The 19,484-nt window shown below is 61.6% G+C and carries 20 protein-coding genes; 4 read left to right on the top strand and 16 right to left on the bottom strand.

Annotated elements, in window-relative coordinates; all coding sequences use genetic code 11:
* Positions 1–16: 16 nt before the first annotated feature.
* Complete coding sequence (gene guaB / locus VFF99_RS15020; protein WP_325019256.1) at positions 17–1,477, bottom strand: IMP dehydrogenase; 1,461 nt, start codon at positions 1,475–1,477, stop codon at positions 17–19.
* Between the two features lie 153 nt (positions 1,478–1,630).
* On the opposite strand from guaB, the gene VFF99_RS15015 reads away from it, so the two are divergent.
* Positions 1,631–2,134, top strand: a complete 504-nt coding sequence (locus VFF99_RS15015; protein WP_325019254.1) for a DUF4124 domain-containing protein — start codon at positions 1,631–1,633, stop codon at positions 2,132–2,134.
* Positions 2,135–2,147: 13 nt separating this feature from the next.
* Here the strand turns inward: VFF99_RS15015 and VFF99_RS15010 are convergent, their stop codons facing one another.
* Both VFF99_RS15010 and VFF99_RS15005 read right to left on the bottom strand, forming a co-directional pair.
* Positions 2,148–2,441, bottom strand: coding sequence for an RnfH family protein (locus tag VFF99_RS15010; RefSeq protein ID WP_325019252.1), 294 nt, complete (start codon positions 2,439–2,441; stop codon positions 2,148–2,150).
* Positions 2,434–2,865 carry a type II toxin-antitoxin system RatA family toxin gene (locus VFF99_RS15005; RefSeq protein WP_325019250.1) on the bottom strand — a complete coding sequence of 144 codons (432 nt, stop codon included), beginning with the start codon at positions 2,863–2,865 and terminating at the stop codon, positions 2,434–2,436. Before VFF99_RS15005 ends, VFF99_RS15010 begins: the two co-directional genes overlap by 8 nt.
* 66 nt (positions 2,866–2,931) lie before the next feature.
* Between VFF99_RS15005 and smpB the strand changes: the two genes are divergently transcribed.
* Positions 2,932–3,381 (top strand): SsrA-binding protein SmpB, encoded by a 450-nt coding sequence (smpB, locus tag VFF99_RS15000; RefSeq protein ID WP_325019248.1) that lies wholly within the window; start codon positions 2,932–2,934, stop codon positions 3,379–3,381.
* Positions 3,382–3,408: 27 nt separating this feature from the next.
* Here smpB and VFF99_RS14995 read toward each other — a convergent pair whose 3' ends face one another.
* The 3 genes from VFF99_RS14995 to ppsA form a co-directional block, all read right to left on the bottom strand.
* On the bottom strand, positions 3,409–4,335 hold the full coding sequence (locus tag VFF99_RS14995; RefSeq protein ID WP_325019246.1) for a stomatin-like protein: 927 nt from the start codon (positions 4,333–4,335) through the stop codon (positions 3,409–3,411).
* A gap of 14 nt (positions 4,336–4,349) precedes the next feature.
* Positions 4,350–4,805: an NfeD family protein gene (locus VFF99_RS14990; protein WP_325019244.1), complete on the bottom strand. Its 456-nt coding sequence runs from the start codon at positions 4,803–4,805 to the stop codon at positions 4,350–4,352.
* Between the two features lie 228 nt (positions 4,806–5,033).
* Positions 5,034–7,460 (bottom strand): phosphoenolpyruvate synthase, encoded by a 2,427-nt coding sequence (gene ppsA, locus VFF99_RS14985; RefSeq protein ID WP_325019242.1) that lies wholly within the window; start codon positions 7,458–7,460, stop codon positions 5,034–5,036.
* A gap of 165 nt (positions 7,461–7,625) precedes the next feature.
* Between ppsA and ppsR the strand changes: the two genes are divergently transcribed.
* Both ppsR and VFF99_RS14975 read left to right on the top strand, forming a co-directional pair.
* Positions 7,626–8,474, top strand: a complete 849-nt coding sequence (gene ppsR / locus VFF99_RS14980) for a posphoenolpyruvate synthetase regulatory kinase/phosphorylase PpsR (RefSeq protein WP_325019240.1) — start codon at positions 7,626–7,628, stop codon at positions 8,472–8,474.
* A gap of 167 nt (positions 8,475–8,641) precedes the next feature.
* Positions 8,642–9,010 (top strand): hypothetical protein, encoded by a 369-nt coding sequence (locus VFF99_RS14975; protein ID WP_325019238.1) that lies wholly within the window; start codon positions 8,642–8,644, stop codon positions 9,008–9,010.
* Positions 9,011–9,028: 18 nt separating this feature from the next.
* Here the strand turns inward: VFF99_RS14975 and VFF99_RS14970 are convergent, their stop codons facing one another.
* The 10 genes from VFF99_RS14970 to ispC form a co-directional block, all read right to left on the bottom strand.
* A complete protein-coding gene (locus tag VFF99_RS14970) occupies positions 9,029–9,814 on the bottom strand; it encodes an RNA methyltransferase (protein ID WP_325019237.1) in 786 nt (261 codons plus the stop codon).
* A complete protein-coding gene (rnhB, locus tag VFF99_RS14965; RefSeq protein ID WP_325019235.1) occupies positions 9,811–10,434 on the bottom strand; it encodes a ribonuclease HII in 624 nt (207 codons plus the stop codon). Before rnhB ends, VFF99_RS14970 begins: the two co-directional genes overlap by 4 nt.
* Positions 10,431–11,564 carry a lipid-A-disaccharide synthase gene (gene lpxB, locus VFF99_RS14960; protein ID WP_325019365.1) on the bottom strand — a complete coding sequence of 378 codons (1,134 nt, stop codon included), beginning with the start codon at positions 11,562–11,564 and terminating at the stop codon, positions 10,431–10,433. The genes rnhB and lpxB overlap by 4 nt, the downstream gene beginning before the upstream one ends.
* Before the next feature lie 13 nt (positions 11,565–11,577).
* Complete coding sequence (gene lpxA / locus VFF99_RS14955) at positions 11,578–12,366, bottom strand: acyl-ACP--UDP-N-acetylglucosamine O-acyltransferase (RefSeq protein WP_325019232.1); 789 nt, start codon at positions 12,364–12,366, stop codon at positions 11,578–11,580.
* Positions 12,366–12,836 carry a 3-hydroxyacyl-ACP dehydratase FabZ gene (gene fabZ, locus VFF99_RS14950; protein WP_088709003.1) on the bottom strand — a complete coding sequence of 157 codons (471 nt, stop codon included), beginning with the start codon at positions 12,834–12,836 and terminating at the stop codon, positions 12,366–12,368. Before fabZ ends, lpxA begins: the two co-directional genes overlap by 1 nt.
* Complete coding sequence (gene lpxD, locus VFF99_RS14945; RefSeq protein ID WP_325019230.1) at positions 12,836–13,885, bottom strand: UDP-3-O-(3-hydroxymyristoyl)glucosamine N-acyltransferase; 1,050 nt, start codon at positions 13,883–13,885, stop codon at positions 12,836–12,838. The genes fabZ and lpxD overlap by 1 nt, the downstream gene beginning before the upstream one ends.
* 17 nt (positions 13,886–13,902) lie before the next feature.
* Positions 13,903–14,403, bottom strand: a complete 501-nt coding sequence (locus VFF99_RS14940; protein WP_325019363.1) for an OmpH family outer membrane protein — start codon at positions 14,401–14,403, stop codon at positions 13,903–13,905.
* 69 nt (positions 14,404–14,472) lie between these two features.
* The gene (bamA, locus tag VFF99_RS14935; RefSeq protein ID WP_325019228.1) at positions 14,473–16,812 is read right to left on the bottom strand and encodes an outer membrane protein assembly factor BamA; all 2,340 of its coding nucleotides are present in this window, start codon (positions 16,810–16,812) and stop codon (positions 14,473–14,475) included.
* Between the two features lie 59 nt (positions 16,813–16,871).
* On the bottom strand, positions 16,872–18,221 hold the full coding sequence (gene rseP, locus VFF99_RS14930; protein WP_325019226.1) for an RIP metalloprotease RseP: 1,350 nt from the start codon (positions 18,219–18,221) through the stop codon (positions 16,872–16,874).
* Between the two features lie 17 nt (positions 18,222–18,238).
* The gene (gene ispC / locus VFF99_RS14925) at positions 18,239–19,408 is read right to left on the bottom strand and encodes a 1-deoxy-D-xylulose-5-phosphate reductoisomerase (protein ID WP_325019224.1); all 1,170 of its coding nucleotides are present in this window, start codon (positions 19,406–19,408) and stop codon (positions 18,239–18,241) included.
* Positions 19,409–19,484 lie beyond the last annotated feature (76 nt).

The following is a 19,484-nucleotide window of genomic DNA, read 5'->3' as shown; positions in this document are numbered from 1 at the left end:
ACAGGTGCGGGACCGGTCAGTCCGCACGGTAGTTCGGCGCCTCTTTCGTGATCTGCACGTCGTGAACATGCGATTCGCGCATGCCTGCCGAGGTGATTTCCACGAATTCAGCCTTCTCGCGCAGTTCGTCGATGGTGGCGCAACCGCAATAGCCCATCGAGGAGCGAACCCCGCCCACGAGCTGGTAAATGATGGCCAGCACGCTGCCCTTGTAGGGAACGCGGCCTTCGATGCCTTCGGGGACCAGCTTGTCCGCATTGTTGGCGGAATCCTGGAAGTAGCGGTCGGCCGAACCTTCCGACATCGCACCCAGGCTGCCCATGCCGCGATACGACTTGTACGAGCGGCCCTGGTAGAGGATGACTTCGCCCGGCGCCTCTTCGGTGCCGGCAAACATGCTGCCCATCATGACGCTCGATGCGCCGGCGGCGAGTGCCTTGGAGATATCGCCCGAGAAGCGGATGCCGCCGTCGGCGATGCAGGGAATGCCGGTACCCTTGAGCGCCTCCGCGACATTCGAGATCGCGGTGATCTGGGGAACGCCGACGCCTGCCACGATACGCGTGGTGCAGATCGAGCCGGGGCCGATGCCGACCTTCACGCCGTCCGCGCCATGTTCGGCCAGCGCGATCGCTGCGGCTGCCGTCGCGATGTTGCCGCCGATGACGTCAACATGCGGATAATTCGTCTTCACCCATTTGACGCGGTCCAGCACACCCTTGGAGTGGCCGTGCGCGGTATCGACCACGATCACGTCCACGCCGGCCTTCACCAGCAGGTCGATGCGCTCGTCGTTATCCGGGCCCACGCCCACTGCCGCGCCGACGCGCAGCTTGCCGTGCTCGTCCTTGGAAGCGTTCGGGTGTTCGGTCGCCTTCTGGATATCCTTCACGGTGATCAGGCCGCGCAGATCGAAATCGCCGTTCACCACCAGCACGCGCTCCAGGCGGTGCTTGTTCATGAGGCGCTTGGCCTCCGCGAGGTCGGCGCCCTCGTTCACGAACACCAGTTTCTCGCGCGGCGTCATCTTGGCGCGCACCTCTGCGTCCAGGTCCTCTTCGAAGCGCAGGTCGCGGTTGGTGATGATGCCGACCACGGTCTTGCCCTCCACCACCGGGAAGCCGCTGATGCCGTGCTGCTCGCGCAGGGCAATCACGTCGCGGATGCGCATCGTCGGGGGGATGGTGATCGGGTCGCGCAGCACGCCGGACTCGAAGCGCTTCACTTTCGCCACTTCCCGCGCCTGGTCCTTCGGCTTGAGGTTCTTGTGGACGATGCCAATGCCGCCCTCCTGCGCCATCGCGATTGCCAGGCGCGCCTCGGTCACGGTATCCATCGCCGCCGACAACAGCGGAATGTTCAACGTGATATTGCGCGACAGGCGCGTTTTCAGGGAGGTGTCTTTGGGGAGGATGTCCGAATGTGCCGGAACGAGCAGCACATCATCGAACGTGAGTGCTTTCTGGAGTAGACGCATAGTGATTCCTATAGGCGCAAAAGCGGATTATACAGTAATCGATCCAGTACGTCGTTTTTCGATGCAATCCGGGAACGGCGCAGAGGCCGTTTCGTTGACAGTCCGGACAAAGCATGGCGAAATCCTCCTGTCCCCCGAACGCGAAGGATTCCAATGAAGCGCGCCCCGTTGCAGAACCTGCTGGCCCAAGCCGCACTTGCCATATTGATCATGCCCGCGACGGCGGCCGCCCAGTACGTCTGGCTGGACGAGAGAGGAACGAAGCAATTCTCGGACATGCCGCCACCGGCTTCGGTGCCGTCCGGCCGCATCCTGAAGCAGCCCGGCGCGAGGGTGCAGCAGGAACAGCAGCAGGACGTGACGGAACAGCAGGCATCCGCGCCCGCAAGGGCCGAGCCCACGCTCGCCGAGAAGAATGCCGAATTCCGCAAGCGGAGGCAGGAACAGGCCGACAAGGAAAAGAAGGCCGCTGAGGAAGCGACCCGCGTGGCGGAAAATGCAAGGAACTGTGAACGTGCCCGCGAGTACCAGAGGACGCTCGATTCGGGTCAACGCATCGTGCGCACGGACAGCAACGGGGAGAGGTCATTCTTGTCAGACGAACAACGCGCGCAGGAATCGGCCGCGACCAGGCGCGCGCTCGCGGGATGCAAGTAGGCCGGCCCGGCTTTTACCGGGCTTTGCTCTCTTTCTTTTCGGCGCGCTTGCGCCGCGACTCCTTCGGATCAGCGATCAGGCTGCGATAAATCTCGATCCGCTCGCGTTCGCGGAGAACGGAGTCCAGCTCCCTGAGCTTTCCGAACACACCGACGCGGCACTGTGCGAGATCGATTTCGCGCACCTCGTTCAGCAGCCCGCTCTGCTCGATCGCCGTCCGGATGGTCGTACCCTCTTCCACCTTCAGGTCGCGCAGGATCTGCAGGTCCGGGCGCGCATAACATACCTGCACGGCGATCTCAGCCATAGACCGTCTCCGCACGCTTGCAGAAGGAATCTACGAAGCTGTTGGCGATCATGCTGAACACCGGTCCGATAACCTGCTCCAGGACGCGGCTCGAAAACTCGTAATGCAGCTCGAAATCGATCTTGCACGCGTCCGCGCGCAGCGCCTTGAATGTCCAGGTGCCGTGCAGGTGCTTGAACGGTCCTTCCAGCAAGGTCATGGTGATCGAGGTCGGGCGGATATGTACGTTCTCGGTCGAGAATGTCTGCTTGACGCCGTGATAGTTGATCTTCAGCGTGGCGACGACCTTGTCGCCCTGGCGCTCGCGCACTTCCGTCCCGCCGCACCAGGGAAGAAATTTCGGATAGTCCTCGATATTGTCGACCAGCGCGAACATCTGTTCCGCGCTGTACCCAAGCAATACCGACTTGTGAACGACAGCCATTGCAAATTATCCGTTTGTTAGAATAGAGGGCTGAATTTTAACTGACCGGATCTGTTTCCCACATTCATGACCATTGTTGATAATAAAAAAGCCTTCCATGATTACTTCATCGAGGAGCGCTACGAAGCCGGCATGGTGCTGCAGGGATGGGAAGTCAAGGCGATCCGCGCGGGACGCGTACAACTCAAGGAAGCCTACGTCATCGTCCGCCAGGGAGAAGTCTTTCTCTTCGGCGCGCACATCAGCGCGCTGCCTACCGCATCCACGCACGTCAATCCCGACCCTGTCCGCACGCGCAAGCTGCTGCTCAACGCCGAGGAAATCAAGAAACTCATCGGCAAGGTCGAACGCGCCGGCTACACGCTCGTCCCGCTGAACCTGCACTACACGAAGGGCCGCATCAAATGCGAAGTCGGCCTCGCGAAAGGCAAGAAACAGCACGACAAGCGGGAAAGCGAAAAGCAGCGCGACTGGCAGCGCGAACAGCAATCAATCATGAAACAGCACCGCCGCTAAGCGACAGGTAACTTCCCCGCGTATCCCTCAAGCATCCTTCTGCGTTTTCACCACCTGCATCGCGCTGGCGATCAACCCGCTGATATCGCTCAGGTTGGCAGGCACGATCAGCGAATTGTTCGTCTTGGCGAGCTGTGAAAACGCGCCCACGTATTGCTCGGCAACTTTCAGGTTGACCGCGTCCGCGCCGCCCGGTTCACGGATCGCGGCGGCGGTCTTGCGCAGCGCTTCCGCACTTGCTTCTGCGATAGCCAGGATGGCAGCAGCCTGGCCCTGGGCGCGATTGATGGCGGCCTGCTTGTCGCCCTCGGATTTCGCGATCGCGGCCTCGCGCTCGCCGTTGGCGATGTTGATCTGTTCCTGTTTGCGCCCTTCCGACGCGGCGATCAATGCGCGCTTCTCGCGTTCCGCCGTGATCTGCGCCTGCATGGCATGCAGGATCTCCTTCGGCGGGGTCAGGTCCTTGATTTCGTAGCGCAGCACCTTCACACCCCAATTCGCGGCCGATTCGTCGATCGCGGAGACGATGGCGCGGTTGATGTGGTCGCGCTCCTCGAAGGTCTTGTCCAGCTCCATGCGGCCGATGACCGAGCGCAGGGTTGTCTGCGCCAGTTGCGTGATGGCCGCAATGTAGTTCGAGGAACCGTAGGAGGCGCGCATCGCGTCCGTCACCTGGAAGTACAGGATGCCGTCCACCTGCAACTGGGTATTGTCCTTGGTGATGCAGACCTGGCTGGGCACATCCAGCGGGATTTCCTTCAGTGAATGCTTGTAGGCGACGCGGTCGATGAAAGGCAGGACGATATTGAGCCCGGGCCCGAGGGTTGCGTGGTACTTGCCCAGTCGCTCCACGACCCAGGCATTCTGCTGCGGCACGACGTTGATCGTCTTGACGACAAAAACGACGGCGATGATGAATAGCACCAGACTGACGCTGCCGAATCCAAACTCCATGCTGCCCTCCGTTCTTATTGATTGACCGACCCTGCTTCCGCAACCACCAGGCGGTTGCCGCGCACCTCGCGGATGACGTACCTGCCCGGCCTTCCGGCGCTCCCTGCTTCGAGCTCTACATCCCACATGGCGCCGCGGTACATCGCGCGCGCAGTCTGCGCACCGCCATTCGCCTCCGACCACTCCTCGACCAGCAGCATCTGGCCGATATCCAGGTTCACGTTCGGGTCGCGCTGCGCATCCCGCTTCGCCGTTTTACCCCACCTGCTGCGGCGAAGTCCATAGGTTGCAATGACGCCGGCAAGTGCCGCGACGACCAGTTGCAGCGCCACGCCTGCGCCGGCAAGCGCCGCCACCCCGCCCGCAGCAAAACCGATGGCCACCATCAGCAGATAGAAGGTGCCGGTGAACATCTCCAGCACAACGAGTATGCCCGCTAGCGCGAACCAGGCGATCCAATCCGTCATCATGCGCTCCGGTTTCCCCTCATCCGTGTCCGGAAAATAAAAAGCCCCCGCAGCCGGCAGGCGACGGGGGCGCAATACAGAGGTACTGCTGTTTTTGTTGGTTATTGTTCGGCGACAAGTTGGCTCAAGTCTAATCGAAAACCCCGGTGCTTCAAATGTTTCAGCTCAGCTTTTTGCCGACTTACAACAGCTTTTTCAATCTGAAACAGGTTTCCGATGCAAGCGAGGCCTTTACGTTGCCGAAGCGAGCTTCTGCCAGGTATCGATTACCGTGTCCGGGTTCAGCGAAATCGAGGCAATACCCTCCTTCATGAGCCACTCTGCAAAGTCCGGATGGTCGGACGGCCCCTGGCCGCAGATGCCGATGTACTTGCCCTGGGCACGGCAGGCTGCGATAGCCTTGGACAGTAATGCGCGAACCGCCTCGTCACGCTCGTCGAAATCCGCCGCCAGCAATTCCATGCCGGAGTCGCGGTCCAGGCCGAGCGTGAGCTGCGTCAGGTCGTTGGAACCGATCGAGAAGCCATCGAAGTACTGCAGGAACTGCTCGGCAAGGATCGCGTTGGACGGCACTTCGCACATCATGATCAGGCGCAGGCCGTTCTCGCCGCGCTTCAGGCCGTTCTTCGCGAGCAGGTTGACTACCTTCTCGGCCTGGCCCAGCGTACGGACGAAAGGCACCATGATCTCGACGTTGGTCAGGCCCATGTCGTTGCGCACGCGCTTCATGGCCTGGCATTCCATCTCGAACGCTTCGGCGAAGTCGGCAGCAAGATAACGCGCCGCGCCGCGGAAGCCGAGCATCGGGTTTTCCTCGTCCGGCTCGTAGCGCGAGCCGCCGATCAGCTTCTTGTACTCGTTCGACTTGAAGTCGGACAGGCGGACGATGACCGGCTTCGGCCAGAACGCGGCGGCGATGGTTGCGATGCCCTCCGCCAGCTTGTCGACGTAGAAGGCGCGCGGCGATGCATGGCCGCGCGCGACCGACTCGACCGCCTTCTTCAGGTCGGATTCGACGCCCGGATATTCCAGTATCGCCTTCGGATGCACGCCGATGTTGTTGTTGATGATGAACTCCAGACGCGCCAGTCCGACACCGCCGTTCGGAATCGACTGAAAATCGAAGGCCAATTGCGGATTGCCGACGTTCATCATGATCTTCAAGGGCAGTTCCGGCAGTTCGCCGCGCGACACTTCGGTCACTTCGGTCTCCAGCAGGCCGTCGTAGATCTTGCCTTCATCGCCTTCGGCGCAGGAAACCGTCACCAGCGTGCCATCCTTGAGCATGTCGGTCGCATTGCCGCAGCCCACGACTGCCGGCACACCGAGTTCGCGCGCGATGATCGCCGCGTGGCAGGTGCGTCCGCCGCGGTTGGTCACGATCGCGGAGGCGCGCTTCATCACCGGTTCCCAGTTGGGATCGGTCATGTCGGCCACCAGCACGTCGCCCGGCTGCACGCGCTCCATTTCGGACGGATCATGGATTACGCGGACCGGGCCGGCGCCGATCTTCTGCCCGATCGCGCGGCCGGATGCGAGGACGGTGCCGCTGCCCTTGAGCTTGAAGCGCTGCTGGGCATCGGTGGATTTCTGCTGGGACTTCACGGTCTCCGGACGGGCCTGCAGGATGTACAGCTTGCCGTCGCGGCCATCCTTGCCCCATTCGATGTCCATCGGGCGGCCATAGTGCTTCTCGATGATGACCGCGTACTTCGCCAGTTCGACGATTTCCTGGTCATTCAGGGAATAGCGGTTGCGCAGTTCGATCGGCACATCGACCGTCTTCACGGAACGGCCGGCCTTGGCTTCGCCGGTGAACTCCATCTTGATCAGCTTGGAGCCGATGTTGCGGCGGATGATCGGCATCTTGCCCTGCTCGAGCATCGGCTTGTGGACATAGAACTCGTCCGGGTTGACCGCGCCCTGCACCACGGTTTCGCCGAGGCCATAGCTGGACGTGACGAAAACCACATCCTTGAAGCCGGATTCCGTATCGATGGTAAACATCACGCCGGCAGCGCCGACATCCGAGCGCACCATGCGCTGCACTCCCGCCGACAGCGCCACTTCCGCGTGCGTGAACCCTTTGTGGACGCGGTAGGAAATCGCGCGGTCGTTATAGAGCGACGCGAACACGTGCTTGATCGCTTCGAGCACGTTGTCGATGCCGACCACGTTCAGGAAGGTTTCCTGCTGACCGGCAAAGGACGCATCGGGCAAGTCTTCGGCAGTGGCCGACGAGCGGACGGCGAACGACACCTCGGCCGCGGAATCGGCCACGAGGCGCTGGTAAAACTCGCGGATTTCCTGTTCCAGCCGCGGCTGGAACGGTGTGTCGATGATCCACTGACGGATCTCGGCGCCGGCCTGCGCCAGTGCGCGGACGTCATCGACGTTCAGCGTCGCCAGGCGGTCGGCGATGCGCTGAGCGAGCGAAGCACCACCCGCAGCGGTATGGGAAAGGAAATCGCGGAATGCCTGAGCGGTGGTGGCAAAGCCCCCGGGAACACGCACGCCGGCGCCAGCCAGCTGGCTGATCATCTCGCCGAGCGACGCATTCTTGCCGCCGACGGACTCGACGTCCGTCATTCTCAGGTTTTCAAAAGATGCTACGTACGTAGCCCCCTGGGTCGCCCCGGTCGGTACTGCGTTGGACATAACTACACCTATTTTGATGATGGGAAATCTGCATATGTGCCTTCGCTGCCACGTTCTTTTTGTTATTCTTCAGGGGCGCGTTGTGTCATAAATTGCTCGCCATTCTACAGTGTGCGACCGCAACTTGCCGATACAACTTTTCACGATTTATAGTTAGTCAACATTATGCCAGACTTGCCTGCCCACCTCTTGCCGCCGGCCGACCGCACGGTATTTTTCGTTTCCGATGGTACCGGGATCACCGCGGAAACTTTCGGGCATTCTGTGCTCACCCAGTTCGAACTCCGTTTCAAGCAGGTCCGCCTGCCTTTCATCGACACGCTGGACAAGGCGTATGAAGCGGTTCGAGAAATCAACGACGCCTGCGAGCACGACGGCAAACGCCCGATCGTGTTTTCCACTCTGGTCAAGGCCGAACTTTCCTCCGTGGTGCGCCAGTCCAAGGGCATGCACATGGACCTCATCCAGACCTTCGTCGAGCCGCTGGAGCAGGAACTCGGTGTGAAGTCGACCCATACCATCGGCCGCAGCCACAACATTGCCGACTCCGAGGATTACCGGAACCGGATTGAAGCGATCAACTTTTCGCTGGCCCACGATGACGGCCAGTCCGACCAGAACCTGGCCGCGGCGGATGTGATTCTCGTGGGTGTGTCGCGATCCGGCAAAACGCCGACCAGCCTGTATCTGGCCATGCAATACGGTATCAAGGCGGCGAATTACCCGCTGATCCCCGAAGATTTCGAGCGCGGAAGACTGCCAAGCGGGCTGACCGCATTCCGGAAAAAGCTGTTCGGACTGTCGATCGCCCCCGACCGGCTCTCCGAAGTGCGCAACGAACGCCGCCCCGGCAGCAAATACGCGAGCCTGGAAAATTGCCGCTATGAGATCAACGAGGCGGAGAAGATGATGCGGCGCGAGGGTATCCGCTGGATGTCGTCGACGGCGAAATCCATCGAAGAAATCGCAACCATGATCCTGCAAGAGATCAAGTCGGACAAACGGGCTTACTGAAAACCCCTTCCCGGCACGCCCCGGCGCGGCAGCGGTGACCCCGGTGCCGCGCTTTTTGTTTGATTGCCAACAAAACAGGACAAACGGGAAAAATTCAAATCCTTACACGAAACTTACATTCGTCTTGCGAATCGATTATAAAGAGAGTAGACGATGGAGGAGTCGTTATGGATCTCGTGCTGCTAGAGCTCGTTTGCTGGGCCGGCTTGCTGTTTTTCTTCTGGGCGCTGAAGGAAGGCCTGGGCCATGTCGAATCGGATATCGAATCCATGGGCTTGGTTCCCAACGGCAGGAACATGTTGGCGCCGAACGGGCCGTTACCGTTCGATCGCCCGGAACGCGTCGAGGAATTGATCGGCACTTACCGCGATACAGAGATTTTCCGCTACGCGGTCATCCACGGCCGGACGTATCAGTTCGACCGCGTTTGCCCTCCCGATTCCGGCATGCGCCTGGAAGCCGACGAACGCTGCCTTGAACCCGGCCTGGTCTACCAGGAGTGCAATCCCGCCTGTTTGCAGGACAAGGGGGCCTGAAACACCCCTGAAGTGTTGCTAACTCGTGCGCTGCCTGACCTGTTCGAACAGGCATACGGCGGCACTCGCCGCCACATTGAGGGACTCCATCGGCCCCAGGTGGGGGATGGATACGCGCTCCGATGCCAGCGAGAGCAGTTCCTCCGAGACGCCCTGCCCTTCATGACCGAACAACCAGGCAACCGGCTTCGCGAGATCGATATCGTAGATCCGCCGGCTGGCATGTGAACTGGTCGCAAGGACAGGAATCCGGGACGTCCGGATCAGGCTTGCAAGATCGGCATTTTCCGCGATCTGCAGCGCGAAATGCGCCCCCATCCCAGCCCTCAACACCTTCGGCGACCAGGAGAACACGGTTCCCTTGCTGCACACCACTTGCCGGATCCCGGCTGCGGCTGCCGAGCGCAGGATGGAGCCGAGGTTGCCTGGGTCCTGCAGGCCGTCGAGGAGAACGGCCGACTCCGTCAGGACCGCCGGCGGAGCTGCATCCGGCGTATCCACGACAAACAGCAGGCCGACGCCGTGCTCCACCTGGCTGATCGCCTGGTACAGCGACTCGGGCAGGGAAATGCACGGCACCCGCGCCGCGTCGCACGAATGCGCGATCTGCCGGACTTCGGCATGTGCATCCGAGCCTTCGCTCACGACACAGAACGCCGGCCTTCCGACCTGCTCCAGATAGGCCTGGCAGAGGTGCACGCCGTCCAGCAAAGACCGCCCGGCCTTGCGCCGCGCCTGTGAACTGGTCGCCAGCTGCTTCAGCTCCTTGTAGAAAGGATTGTCGCGCGAGGTAATTGCCTTCACTTGATCACCTGCATGCCGGCGCCCTCCAGGAGCGCGCGTACCGGCGCATACGATTTGCGATGCACCGGCGAGACGCCGTGCAGTTGCAGCCGTTCGAGGTGCAATGGGGTCGGATAGCCCTTGTGCTGGTCGAAGGCGTAATGCGGGAACTGCTCATGCAGCTTCATCAGCGCCGCGTCGCGCGCGGTCTTCGCCAGGATGGAAGCGGCCGAGATGGATGCGACCGTGTCATCCCCTTTCACGATGGCTTCCGACCGCACCCGCATGACCGGGCACCGGTTGCCGTCGATCAGCGCCAGTGTCGGCGCAGGGTTCAATCCCTCGACCGCCCGGCGCATCGCCAGCATGGACGCTTGCAGGATGTTAAGCGTATCGATTTCCGTCTCCGAACAGAAAGCGATCGACCACGCCAGCGACCGCTCCTTGATCTGTTCCGCGAGTTCGTTGCGCCGTGCCTCGGTCAGCTTTTTCGAGTCGCGCAGCCCATCGATTGGCCGGGCTGGATCGAGGATGACCGCCGCCGCAAACACCGCTCCGGCGAGCGGGCCGCGGCCCGCTTCGTCGACACCGCAGATCAGCTCGTCGTCATGCGAGAACAGCGCAAGGCTTTCATGGCTCATGCCGCGCTCCTGCCGATCAGCTGCATGACTGCCTGGGCGCTTTCGCGCGCGGTGTCGCGCAGCAGGCTGTGGTGCATCTCGGTGAAACGCTGGTGCAGGCGTGCGCGCAGGGGTTCGTCGGTCAATTGCGTCCAGAGCGCACCGGCCAGCGCCTCGGGCGTCGCGGCATCCTGGAGCAACTCGGGCACCACGAAATCCCGCGCGAGGATATTCGGCAGGCCGACCCAGGGCTGGTACCCCATGTGCCGCAGGATCTCCCACGACGCGCGCATCATCTTGTACGCAATCACCATCGGCTTCTTGAACAAGGCCACCTCCAGCGTCGCCGTGCCGGAGGCGACAAGCACAGCATCGGCGGCGGCGATCGCCTCGTGCGAGCGGCCGGAGAGCAATTCCAGCGGAACCTCCTGCAGCCCTGCGTTGCTCACGAGTTCGGTGAAGTAGGCGCGCTGCCTTTCGCCCGCCATCGGCACTACGATGCGGATGGACGGATCACGGCTGACCAGCCGCTTCGCTGCCTCGATGAAGGCCACGGTGTTGTACTTCAGCTCCGACATGCGGCTGCCGGGGAGGATGGCCACGATCTTGCCGTCCGCCGGCAAGCCGAGTGCCGCGCGGGCAGCCGCAGTGTCCGGTACCATCGGGATGACCTCGGCAAGCGGATAGCCGACATAGGAGACAGGGATGCCCGCCTTGCGATAGATCTCTTCCTCGAACGGGAACACGACCAGCATGTGCGAGACGGCGCGGGCAATCTTCTTGATACGCCCGCCGCGCCACGCCCAGATCGATGGGCTGATGAAATGCATGGTCGGGATGCCGGCCTGCTTCAGCGGCGCCTCGAGGCCGAAATTGAAGTCGGGCGCATCCACCCCGATGAAGGCGGCCGGCCTGTCGGCCAGCAGCATGTCGCGCAGGGTGTTTTGTATGCCCTTGATTTCGCGGTAGTGCGCGAGGACCTCGAACAGGCCGCGCACCGACAGCTTCTCCATCGGCCAATGGCTCTGGAAGCCGTAGGCTGCCATCTTCTGCCCGCCGATCCCGTGGATGCGTGCCTCGGGGAGCTGCGGACGCAGGCCCGACAGCAGGCGGCTTGCCAGCAGGTCGCCCGAGCTCTCGCCGGCGACCATGGCAATGGAAAGCTCAGCGGACGATGCCACGGGTGGTCGCGTCGAGAAAATCGCGCATCATGCGGATGTAGATGGCCGAATCCGGAGCGTCGGCCTCGGCCTTGGCCAGCGCCGCCTTGGCTTCTTCGAGCGTGAGGCCGGACTTGTAGATCAGCTTGTAGGCATTGCGGATGTCGCCGATCTGCTCGCGCGAAAAACCGCGACGCTTCAGACCCTCGACATTGATGCCGTGCGCGGCAGCGGGATTTCCGTTGAGCATGACGAACGGCGGCACGTCCTGGGTGAGGCTGGTGCTCATCCCGAGCATCGCGTGCGCGCCGATCTTGCAGAACTGGTGGACATTCGAGAATCCGCCCAGGATCACCCAGTCGCCGACGTGGACATGCCCCGCCAGCGCGGCGTTATTCGCAAAGATGGTGTTGTTGCCGACCTGGACGTCATGTGCAAGGTGCACGTAGGCCATGACCCAGTTGTCATTGCCAAGGCGGGTGACGCCTTCATCCTGGGCAGTGCCCAGGTTGAACGTGCAGAACTCGCGCACCATGTTCCGGTCGCCGATTTCCAGCCGCGTCGGCTCGCCCGCATATTTCTTGTCCTGAGGCGGGCCGCCGATCGAGGAAAACTGCAGGAAGCGATTGTCGCAGCCGATGGTGGTATGTCCATCGATGACGACGTGCGGCCCGATCTTCGTGCGCGCGCCGATCCTGACGTTCGGCCCGATGATCGAATACGCGCCTACTTCGACCGAATCATCGAGTTCCGCGTTGGAATCGACAATCGCGGTGGGATGGATAACTGTCATTACTGCCCCGCTGGCTGGCTGGCGTCTGCCGCGCTGCGCATGGTGCACATCAGTTCCGCTTCGACCGCCACCTGGCCGTCGACGGTCGCCTGCGCCTTGTATTTCCAAATGCCGCGCGACTGGCGCAGGATTTCGACCTGCATCCTGAGCTGGTCTCCCGGCTCGACCGGGCGCTTGAAACGCGCGCCGTCGATACCGACGAAGTAGACCACGCTGTTTTCATCGGGTTTCTGTCCCATGGTCAAGAACGACAGCAACGCCGCCGTCTGTGCGAGCGCCTCGATCATCAACACGCCAGGCATCACCGGCTTGTGCGGGAAATGCCCGTTGAAGAATTCTTCGTTAACCGTGACATTCTTGATGGCGGTGATCGTCTTGCCGGATTCCCACTCCAGCACACGGTCGACCAGCAGCAGCGGATAGCGATGCGGGAGATATTCTTTGATCTGATTGATATCGAGGGTTTTCATTACTTTTTTTCAGTAAGCGACTTGATGGTTTTTTCGAGCTCGCGGATTTTCTCACGCATTGTTCCCAAATTGCGCACGATGGCAGCGGATTTTTCCCATTCGGCATTCTTGGCCAGGGGATAAAAACCGGTGTACTGTCCCGGTTCGAGGATGGAACGCGACACCATGCTGCCCGACGAAATATGGACGTTGTCGACAATGGTGAGGTGGCCCAGCACCATTGCCGCGCCGCCGAAGGTGCAATACTTGCCGATCTTCGCGCTGCCGGCAACGCCGACGCAGCCGGCCATTGCCGTGTGTGCACCGATGTGGCAGTTGTGGCCGATCTGGATCTGGTTGTCGAGCTTGACGCCGTCCTCGATGATCGTATCGGCGAGTGCACCGCGGTCGATCGTCGTGTTCGCGCCGATTTCGACGTCATCTCCGATGACGACCCGGCCGGTCTGCGGAATCTTGATGTAGGCCCCCTTCTCGCGGGCAAAGCCGAACCCGTCCGCGCCGATCACCGCACCGGAATGAATGATGCCGCGGCTGCCGATTTCGCATCCTGCGTGGAAGGACACATTCGCAAAGAAATGCGTGCCCTCCCCGATCTTCGCATTGCGGCCGACAAAGCAGCCGGCATCGACGATCGCGCCGTCGGCGATCACCGCTCCGGCTTCGATCGTGACGTGAGGGCCGATGCTTGCGCCCGCCGCGACCTTCGCGTCCGGGTGCACGCTCGCGCTCGGATCGATGCCCGGCGCCGGCGCAATCTCCTGCAAGGCGGCGAAATACTGCGCCGCCCGGGCGAAGTAAGCATACGGGTTGTCGGTGACGACGGTGGCACCCTTGTAGCTTGCGCTGACGGCCGGCAGGTCCGCAGGCGAAAGGATCAGCGCCGCTGCCTTGGTCTGGGCAGCTTGCGACCGCAGTTTCGGATTGGAGAGGAAGGTGATGTGCGACGCATCCGCTGCGTCGAGGGGAGCGATGCCGGAGATCTCGATCTCCGCATCGCCAGTCAGCTGGCCTCCCAAGCGTTCGACCAATTTACCCAGCCGAGTGCTCATAACGGCCCTTTGAAAATTTACTTGTTGAGCGCCTTGAGCACTTTATCCGTGATGTCGATGCGCGGACTGGCGTAGACGGCTTCCTGGAAGACGATGTCGTACTTTTCGGCTTCGGCGATTTGCTTGATCACCTTGTTCGTACGCTCCAGGACGATCGCCAGTTCTTCGTTGCGGCGCTGATTGAGATCTTCACGGAATTCGCGCTGCTTGCGCTGGAAGTCCTTGTCGAGGTCGGCCAGTTCGCGCTGGCGCCTGATACGGTCCGTCTCGGACAACACCGCCGCGTCCTTGTCGAGCTTGTCCGACATCGACTTCAGGCGGCTTGCCATTTCCTGCAATTCCTTGTCGCGCTTCGAAAACTCCTGTTCGATCTTTGCCTGCGCGGCCTTTGCGGGTGCTGCTTCGCGAAAGATTCGTTCGGTGCTCACAAAGCCGACTTTCGATGTTTCCTGTGCCTGTGCGCTTGCCAGCGGCAACAGGAAGCTCGCGATCAGGACGAAGCATTTGAGCGGCGTCATTGTAGTGAGAGACTTCAAGATTATTCTCCGCGGATCAAATTACCATTATGCCATTGTGCCATTGACCGGTCAGAAGCCGGTGCCGAGCTGGAACTGGAAGTTCTGCTTGCGGTCGCCCGGTTTCGAGTTCACCGGCACGCCGTAGCTGAGCTTCAAGGGGCCGATAGGCGATACCCAGCTGATACCTGCGCCAACGGCATAACGCAGCTCGGACACTCTCATCCGCTCGCCTTCGGCGAATACGTTGCCGGCATCGAAGAACGTGAACCAGCGCAAGGTCCTGTCATTGCCCGAACCCGGGAACGGGAACTGCAGTTCGGCATTGGCGATGATACGCGATGCGCCGCCCAGCGGGTCGTCGTTCAGGGCGCGCGGGCCGAGCGAGGAACCCTCGTAACCACGCACCGAGCCGATACCGCCTGCATAGAAGTTCTTGAAGATCGGGTACGGGCGTCCCCCGAGGCCGCGGCCGTAATCGATCTCGCCGTTCAGGGCGAGAGTTACCGCACGGAACAACGGGCGGAACCACTGGTGCTGGTACATCGCACGGTAGTACTTCAGACTGCCTGCCGGAGCCATTTCAAGATTGACGCGCTGGTAGCGGCCGACGGTAGGCACGAGGGCGCTGTCGCGGCTGTCGCGTTGCCATGCGGCAGTCAGCGGGAAGCTGGTCGTCGTCGCATCCGTGCCATTGCCGAAGTCGGCGACATAGCGCTTGTACAGCTCGGGGCTGTCATTGAAGCCCGGCACGCCGGTATAGGTCTGGACCTCCGTCCGTTCGATACCGAGGCCGAAGAAGACGGTGTCGACTTCCGAGAAGGGAACGCCGAACTTGATGTTGGCGCCGGTCGTCTTGACCACGTAATCGCCGGTGTTCACTTCCGGCGGACGGGTCGTACGCAGGAAGACTTCGTAGCTGCGGCTGACACCGTCATCCGTGAAGTAAGGCGTCGTCTGCGACAGCGCGATCGTCCGGTTGCGGCGGCTGGTATTGACGTCGATGCCGAGGGTGTTGCCGCTGCCGAATGCGTTGGCCTGCTGGATCGAGCCCGTCAGCATCAGCTTTTCGCTGCTCGAGAAGCCGGCCCCCAGCAGAATATTGCCGGTCGGTTTCTCGGCGACGGTCATGCTCACGTCGACCTGGTCGGTGGTGCCCGGGACCTCCGGGGTTTCGATATTCACTTCCTTGAAGTAACCGAGGCGATCGACGCGGTCGCGCGACAGGCGGATTTTCTCGCCGTCGTACCACGAGTTTTCGAACTGCCGGAACTCGCGGCGGATGACTTCATCGCGCGTCTTGGTATTGCCGGCGATGCTGATGCGGCGGACGTAGACGCGCTTGCCGGGGTCGATCAGCACGGTGAAGCTGACCTCTTTCTTGTCCCGGTTGATTTCGGGGTTGGCGTTGACGTTGGCGAACGCATAGCCGAAGTTGCCCATGCGCTCGGAAATCTTCTTGACGCTTTCGGCCAGCTTCTCGCCCGAATACACATCCCCGGTCTTCAGTTCGAGCAGGCTGCGCAGTTCTTCGTCGCGGCCGAACATTTCGCCTTCAAGCTTGACGTCGCCGACGGTGAACTTGTCGCCTTCATTGATGTTGATGGTGATGTAGATGTCGCGCTTGTCGGGCGTAATGGAGACCTGGGTGGACTCGACCTGCATTTCGAGATAGCCGCGGTTCAGGTAGAAAGAACGCAGCGCCTCGATGTCGCCGGTCAGCTTCTGCTTCGAGTACTGGTCGGCCTTGGTATACCAGGTGAACCAGCCGGGCGTGCGCAGGTTGAGCAGGCCGAGCAGCTCTTTCTCGCTGAAGGCCTTGTTGCCGATGATATTGATTTGCTTGATGCGCGAAACCTCGCCCTCGTCCACCGCAAAGCTGATGTTGACGCGATTGCGCTCCACCGGCGTGACGGTAGTCGTGATCTGGACACCGTACAGGCCCCGGGAGAGATACTGGCGCTTGAGCTCCTGTTCCGCGCGGTCGACCAGTGCCTTGTCGAAGATGCGCGATTCGCCCAGGCCGATGTCCTTGAGCGCCTTGGTGAGTTGGTCCTTGTCGAATTCCTTCGTGCCGGAGAAATCGACGCCCGCAATCGCCGGCCGCTCTTCGACCGATACGACCAGGACATCGCCCTCGACTTCCAGGCGCACGTCCTTGAAGAAGCCCGTCGCGTACAAGGCCTTGATTGCCGCCGCGCCCTTTTCGTCGTTATAGACTTCGCCCACGCGAACCGGCAGGTAGCTGAATACGGTCCCCGCCTCGGTGCGCTGGATGCCCTCGACCCGGATATCCTTGATCGTAAACGGCTCAACCGCCAGCGCATGACCGGTACACAGGGCAAAGGCGGCGAGAGCGATGAGACGGCGGGGGAAGAAGGGCTGGAGGAAACGCTCGGAATGTAATTTCATCGTGTTTTATTATCAATATCCCTGCCCGGCGCGTGATGACGCGCAAGCTTGGCAGGGACTCAGGACATGAGCCTGATGATGTCGTTGAATACGGCGACCGCCATCAACATCATCAAGATGCCCACTCCTGCTCGCTGGGCCAATTCTCCGATCCGTTCGGGGATGGCCCGCCCGGTCAAAAGTTCCAGCGAATAATACAGTAAAAGCCCCCCATCTAAAACCGGTATGGGGAGCAGGTTCATGACACCCAGGCTGATGCTGATGAACGCAATGAAGGTCAGGTAGCTGATGACCCCGATGCGCGCAGTCTGCCCTGCGTAATCGGCAATGGTAATCGGCCCGGTGATATTCTTCCAGGAAACTTCGCCGATGAGCATTTTACCAAGCATCTTGAGCGTCAGTACGCTCGTATCCCAGGTCTTGCGGACGGCCTTGCCAATGGCGGGCAGGAGAGAGTCGCGCGCAGTCACCATTTCAGGCGCAAGGGGCACTTCGGCCTGAATGCGTCCGATGGTTTGCTCATTGCGAACGTGGGTCTCCGGCGTGACCGCGATATCGAAAGGAACGCCGGCACGCTCGCCGGTGACGCGCAGGGTCTTGCCTGCCGACGCGCGGATGAGTTCGACGAATGCAAGACCGTCGAGCATGGGCCGGCCGTCGACTTCGTGGATGACGTCGCCTTCGCGCAAGCCCGCCTGACTCGCAGGACCGTCGGGAACGACCTTGCCGATTGCCGCCTTGGGCCGGGCGAGGTCGATGCCCAGCTTCGCCAGGAAATCCCCTTCGAGGTCGGACGGAGACAATTCATCCAGGCGAACAGTTACCGTCGCACTGCCCCCATCGGCGCGTTGCACGCCGAGCGCCGCCGGCGTTTTTTCGAGGGCAAGGTGCATGACCTTCCAGCGCAGGTCCGACCAGATCTCGACCGGCTCTGCATTCACCGACGTAACGAGCTCCCCTCCCCTCAGCCCGGCCTGGTGGGCGGCGGACATTTCCGGGACCGCCCGCAAGCGCGTTGCCGGCTCCGGAATCCCATAGCTGTAAAGCCCGACGAACACGACGATCGCGAGCAGGAAGTTAGCCAGCGGTCCGGCAGCGACGATCGCGATGCGCTTCCAGACCGACTGACGGGTGAATTCCCGCGCCAGGTCTTCCGGCGGCAGCTTGCTCACGTCCTGCTCGCGGGCATCGAGCATCTTGACGTAGCCGCCGAGCGGGAGCGCCGACAGCGCCCACTCCGTCTGGTCCGGCCCGATGCGGCGGGAATAGACGATTTTCCCCATGCCAACCGAAAAGCGCAGGACCTTTACGCCGCACCAGCGCGCGACGAGGTAGTGCCCGAGTTCATGCACGACCACCAGCAGGGCAAGCGCCACAAGGAATGCGAGGACGGTATGCAGCAGAGTCATGATTTACCCGGTAAAGGTCATTGAATGAAGGAGAGTGCCTTCTCCCTTGCCAGCCTGTCCTGGTCCAGCAATTCCGCCAGCGAGGCGATTCCGGTGCCGGGAAGCGCGTCCATTACGCGCGCGATCAGCTGGTCGATCGCGCGGAATCCGATTCTTCCGTCCAGGAATGCTTGGACAGCAACCTCGTTAGCCGCATTCAGTATAGCCGGGGCGGTACCGCCCGCCAACAAGGCATCGTAGGCAAGACGGAGGCAGGGGAAGCGCTGGAAATCCGGTTGAAAGAAGGAAAGCTGCGCGATCTTGACGAGGTCGACCGCGCCCACGCCGGAAGCGATCCGCTCGGGATAGGCCAGCCCGTATGCGATCGGCGTGCGCATGTCGGGGTTGCCGAGCTGTGCCAGGACCGAGCCGTCCACGTACGACACCATCGAATGGATCACGCTTTGCGGATGGATCACGACCTCGATCTGCTCGGCGGAGGCGCCGAACAGCCAATGCGCCTCGATCACCTCCAGCCCCTTGTTCATCATGGTCGAGGAGTCCACCGATATCTTCCGTCCCATGACCCAGTTCGGATGGGCAACTGCCTCTTCGGGGGTCACGTCATGGAGGGTGTCGAGCTCGCGCTTGAGGAACGGTCCGCCGGAGGCTGTCAGCAGCACCTTGGAAACACCGTGGTGCGCAGGCGCCCGTCCGTATCCGTGCGGCAGGCATTGGAAGATCGCGTTATGTTCGCTGTCGATGGGCAAGAGCGGCGCCCCGCTGGCGCTCACGGCATCCATGAAGAGTTGACCGGACATGACGAGCGCTTCCTTGTTGGCAAGCAGGATTTTCTTGCCGGCCCGTGCCGCGGCCAAGGTAGGCGGAAGGCCGGCCGCGCCGACGATGGCAGCCATCACCGCGTCGCATTCCGCCGCGCTTGCCGTATCGCACAGCGCTGTCTCGCCATGGGCGACTTCCGTCTTGCAGCCCTTTTCCTTCAGGATGGCCGACAGCGCCTGGGCAGCGTCCGCGGAACCGACGACGGCGACCTCGGGATGAAAACGCAAGCATTGCTCCGCCAACTCCTTGACGCGGCTGTGGGCAGTAAGCGCGTAGACCTGGTAGCGATCTGGGTGGCGGGCCACCACGTCAAGCGTTGAGACCCCGATGGATCCGGTTGCGCCAAGAATCGTAATACGCTGCATCGCTACATCCGTGTCAAATCCATGAGCCGATCAGCACAGCGAGCGGGAGTGTCGGGATCAAGGCATCGATCCGGTC

It is taken from the genome of Noviherbaspirillum sp. (assembly GCF_035654295.1).
GTDB lineage: Bacteria > Pseudomonadota > Gammaproteobacteria > Burkholderiales > Burkholderiaceae_D > Noviherbaspirillum.
This window is presented reverse-complemented; position numbering and strand designations above follow the sequence as displayed.

What these genes read in the sequence shown, in the direction of transcription:
- rseP (WP_325019226.1), bottom strand. Translation starts at nt 18,221, where the DNA reads ATGACTCTGCTGCATACCGTCCTCGCATTCCTTGTGGCGCTTGCCCTG.
- lpxB (WP_325019365.1), bottom strand. Translation starts at nt 11,564, where the DNA reads ATGGTCGCCGGCGAGAGCTCGGGCGACCTGCTGGCAAGCCGCCTGCTG.
- rnhB (WP_325019235.1), bottom strand. Translation starts at nt 10,434, where the DNA reads ATGAGCCATGAAAGCCTTGCGCTGTTCTCGCATGACGACGAGCTGATC.
- VFF99_RS14975 (WP_325019238.1), top strand. Translation starts at nt 8,642, where the DNA reads ATGGATCTCGTGCTGCTAGAGCTCGTTTGCTGGGCCGGCTTGCTGTTT.
- VFF99_RS14990 (WP_325019244.1), bottom strand. Translation starts at nt 4,805, where the DNA reads ATGATGACGGATTGGATCGCCTGGTTCGCGCTAGCGGGCATACTCGTT.
- bamA (WP_325019228.1), bottom strand. Translation starts at nt 16,812, where the DNA reads ATGAAATTACATTCCGAGCGTTTCCTCCAGCCCTTCTTCCCCCGCCGT.
- fabZ (WP_088709003.1), bottom strand. Translation starts at nt 12,836, where the DNA reads ATGAAAACCCTCGATATCAATCAGATCAAAGAATATCTCCCGCATCGC.
- ispC (WP_325019224.1), bottom strand. Translation starts at nt 19,408, where the DNA reads ATGCAGCGTATTACGATTCTTGGCGCAACCGGATCCATCGGGGTCTCA.
- ppsA (WP_325019242.1), bottom strand. Translation starts at nt 7,460, where the DNA reads ATGTCCAACGCAGTACCGACCGGGGCGACCCAGGGGGCTACGTACGTA.
- VFF99_RS15005 (WP_325019250.1), bottom strand. Translation starts at nt 2,865, where the DNA reads ATGGCTGTCGTTCACAAGTCGGTATTGCTTGGGTACAGCGCGGAACAG.
- VFF99_RS15010 (WP_325019252.1), bottom strand. Translation starts at nt 2,441, where the DNA reads ATGGCTGAGATCGCCGTGCAGGTATGTTATGCGCGCCCGGACCTGCAG.
- ppsR (WP_325019240.1), top strand. Translation starts at nt 7,626, where the DNA reads ATGCCAGACTTGCCTGCCCACCTCTTGCCGCCGGCCGACCGCACGGTA.
- smpB (WP_325019248.1), top strand. Translation starts at nt 2,932, where the DNA reads ATGACCATTGTTGATAATAAAAAAGCCTTCCATGATTACTTCATCGAG.
- VFF99_RS14995 (WP_325019246.1), bottom strand. Translation starts at nt 4,335, where the DNA reads ATGGAGTTTGGATTCGGCAGCGTCAGTCTGGTGCTATTCATCATCGCC.
- VFF99_RS15015 (WP_325019254.1), top strand. Translation starts at nt 1,631, where the DNA reads ATGAAGCGCGCCCCGTTGCAGAACCTGCTGGCCCAAGCCGCACTTGCC.
- lpxD (WP_325019230.1), bottom strand. Translation starts at nt 13,885, where the DNA reads ATGAGCACTCGGCTGGGTAAATTGGTCGAACGCTTGGGAGGCCAGCTG.
- VFF99_RS14940 (WP_325019363.1), bottom strand. Translation starts at nt 14,403, where the DNA reads ATGACGCCGCTCAAATGCTTCGTCCTGATCGCGAGCTTCCTGTTGCCG.
- guaB (WP_325019256.1), bottom strand. Translation starts at nt 1,477, where the DNA reads ATGCGTCTACTCCAGAAAGCACTCACGTTCGATGATGTGCTGCTCGTT.
- lpxA (WP_325019232.1), bottom strand. Translation starts at nt 12,366, where the DNA reads ATGACAGTTATCCATCCCACCGCGATTGTCGATTCCAACGCGGAACTC.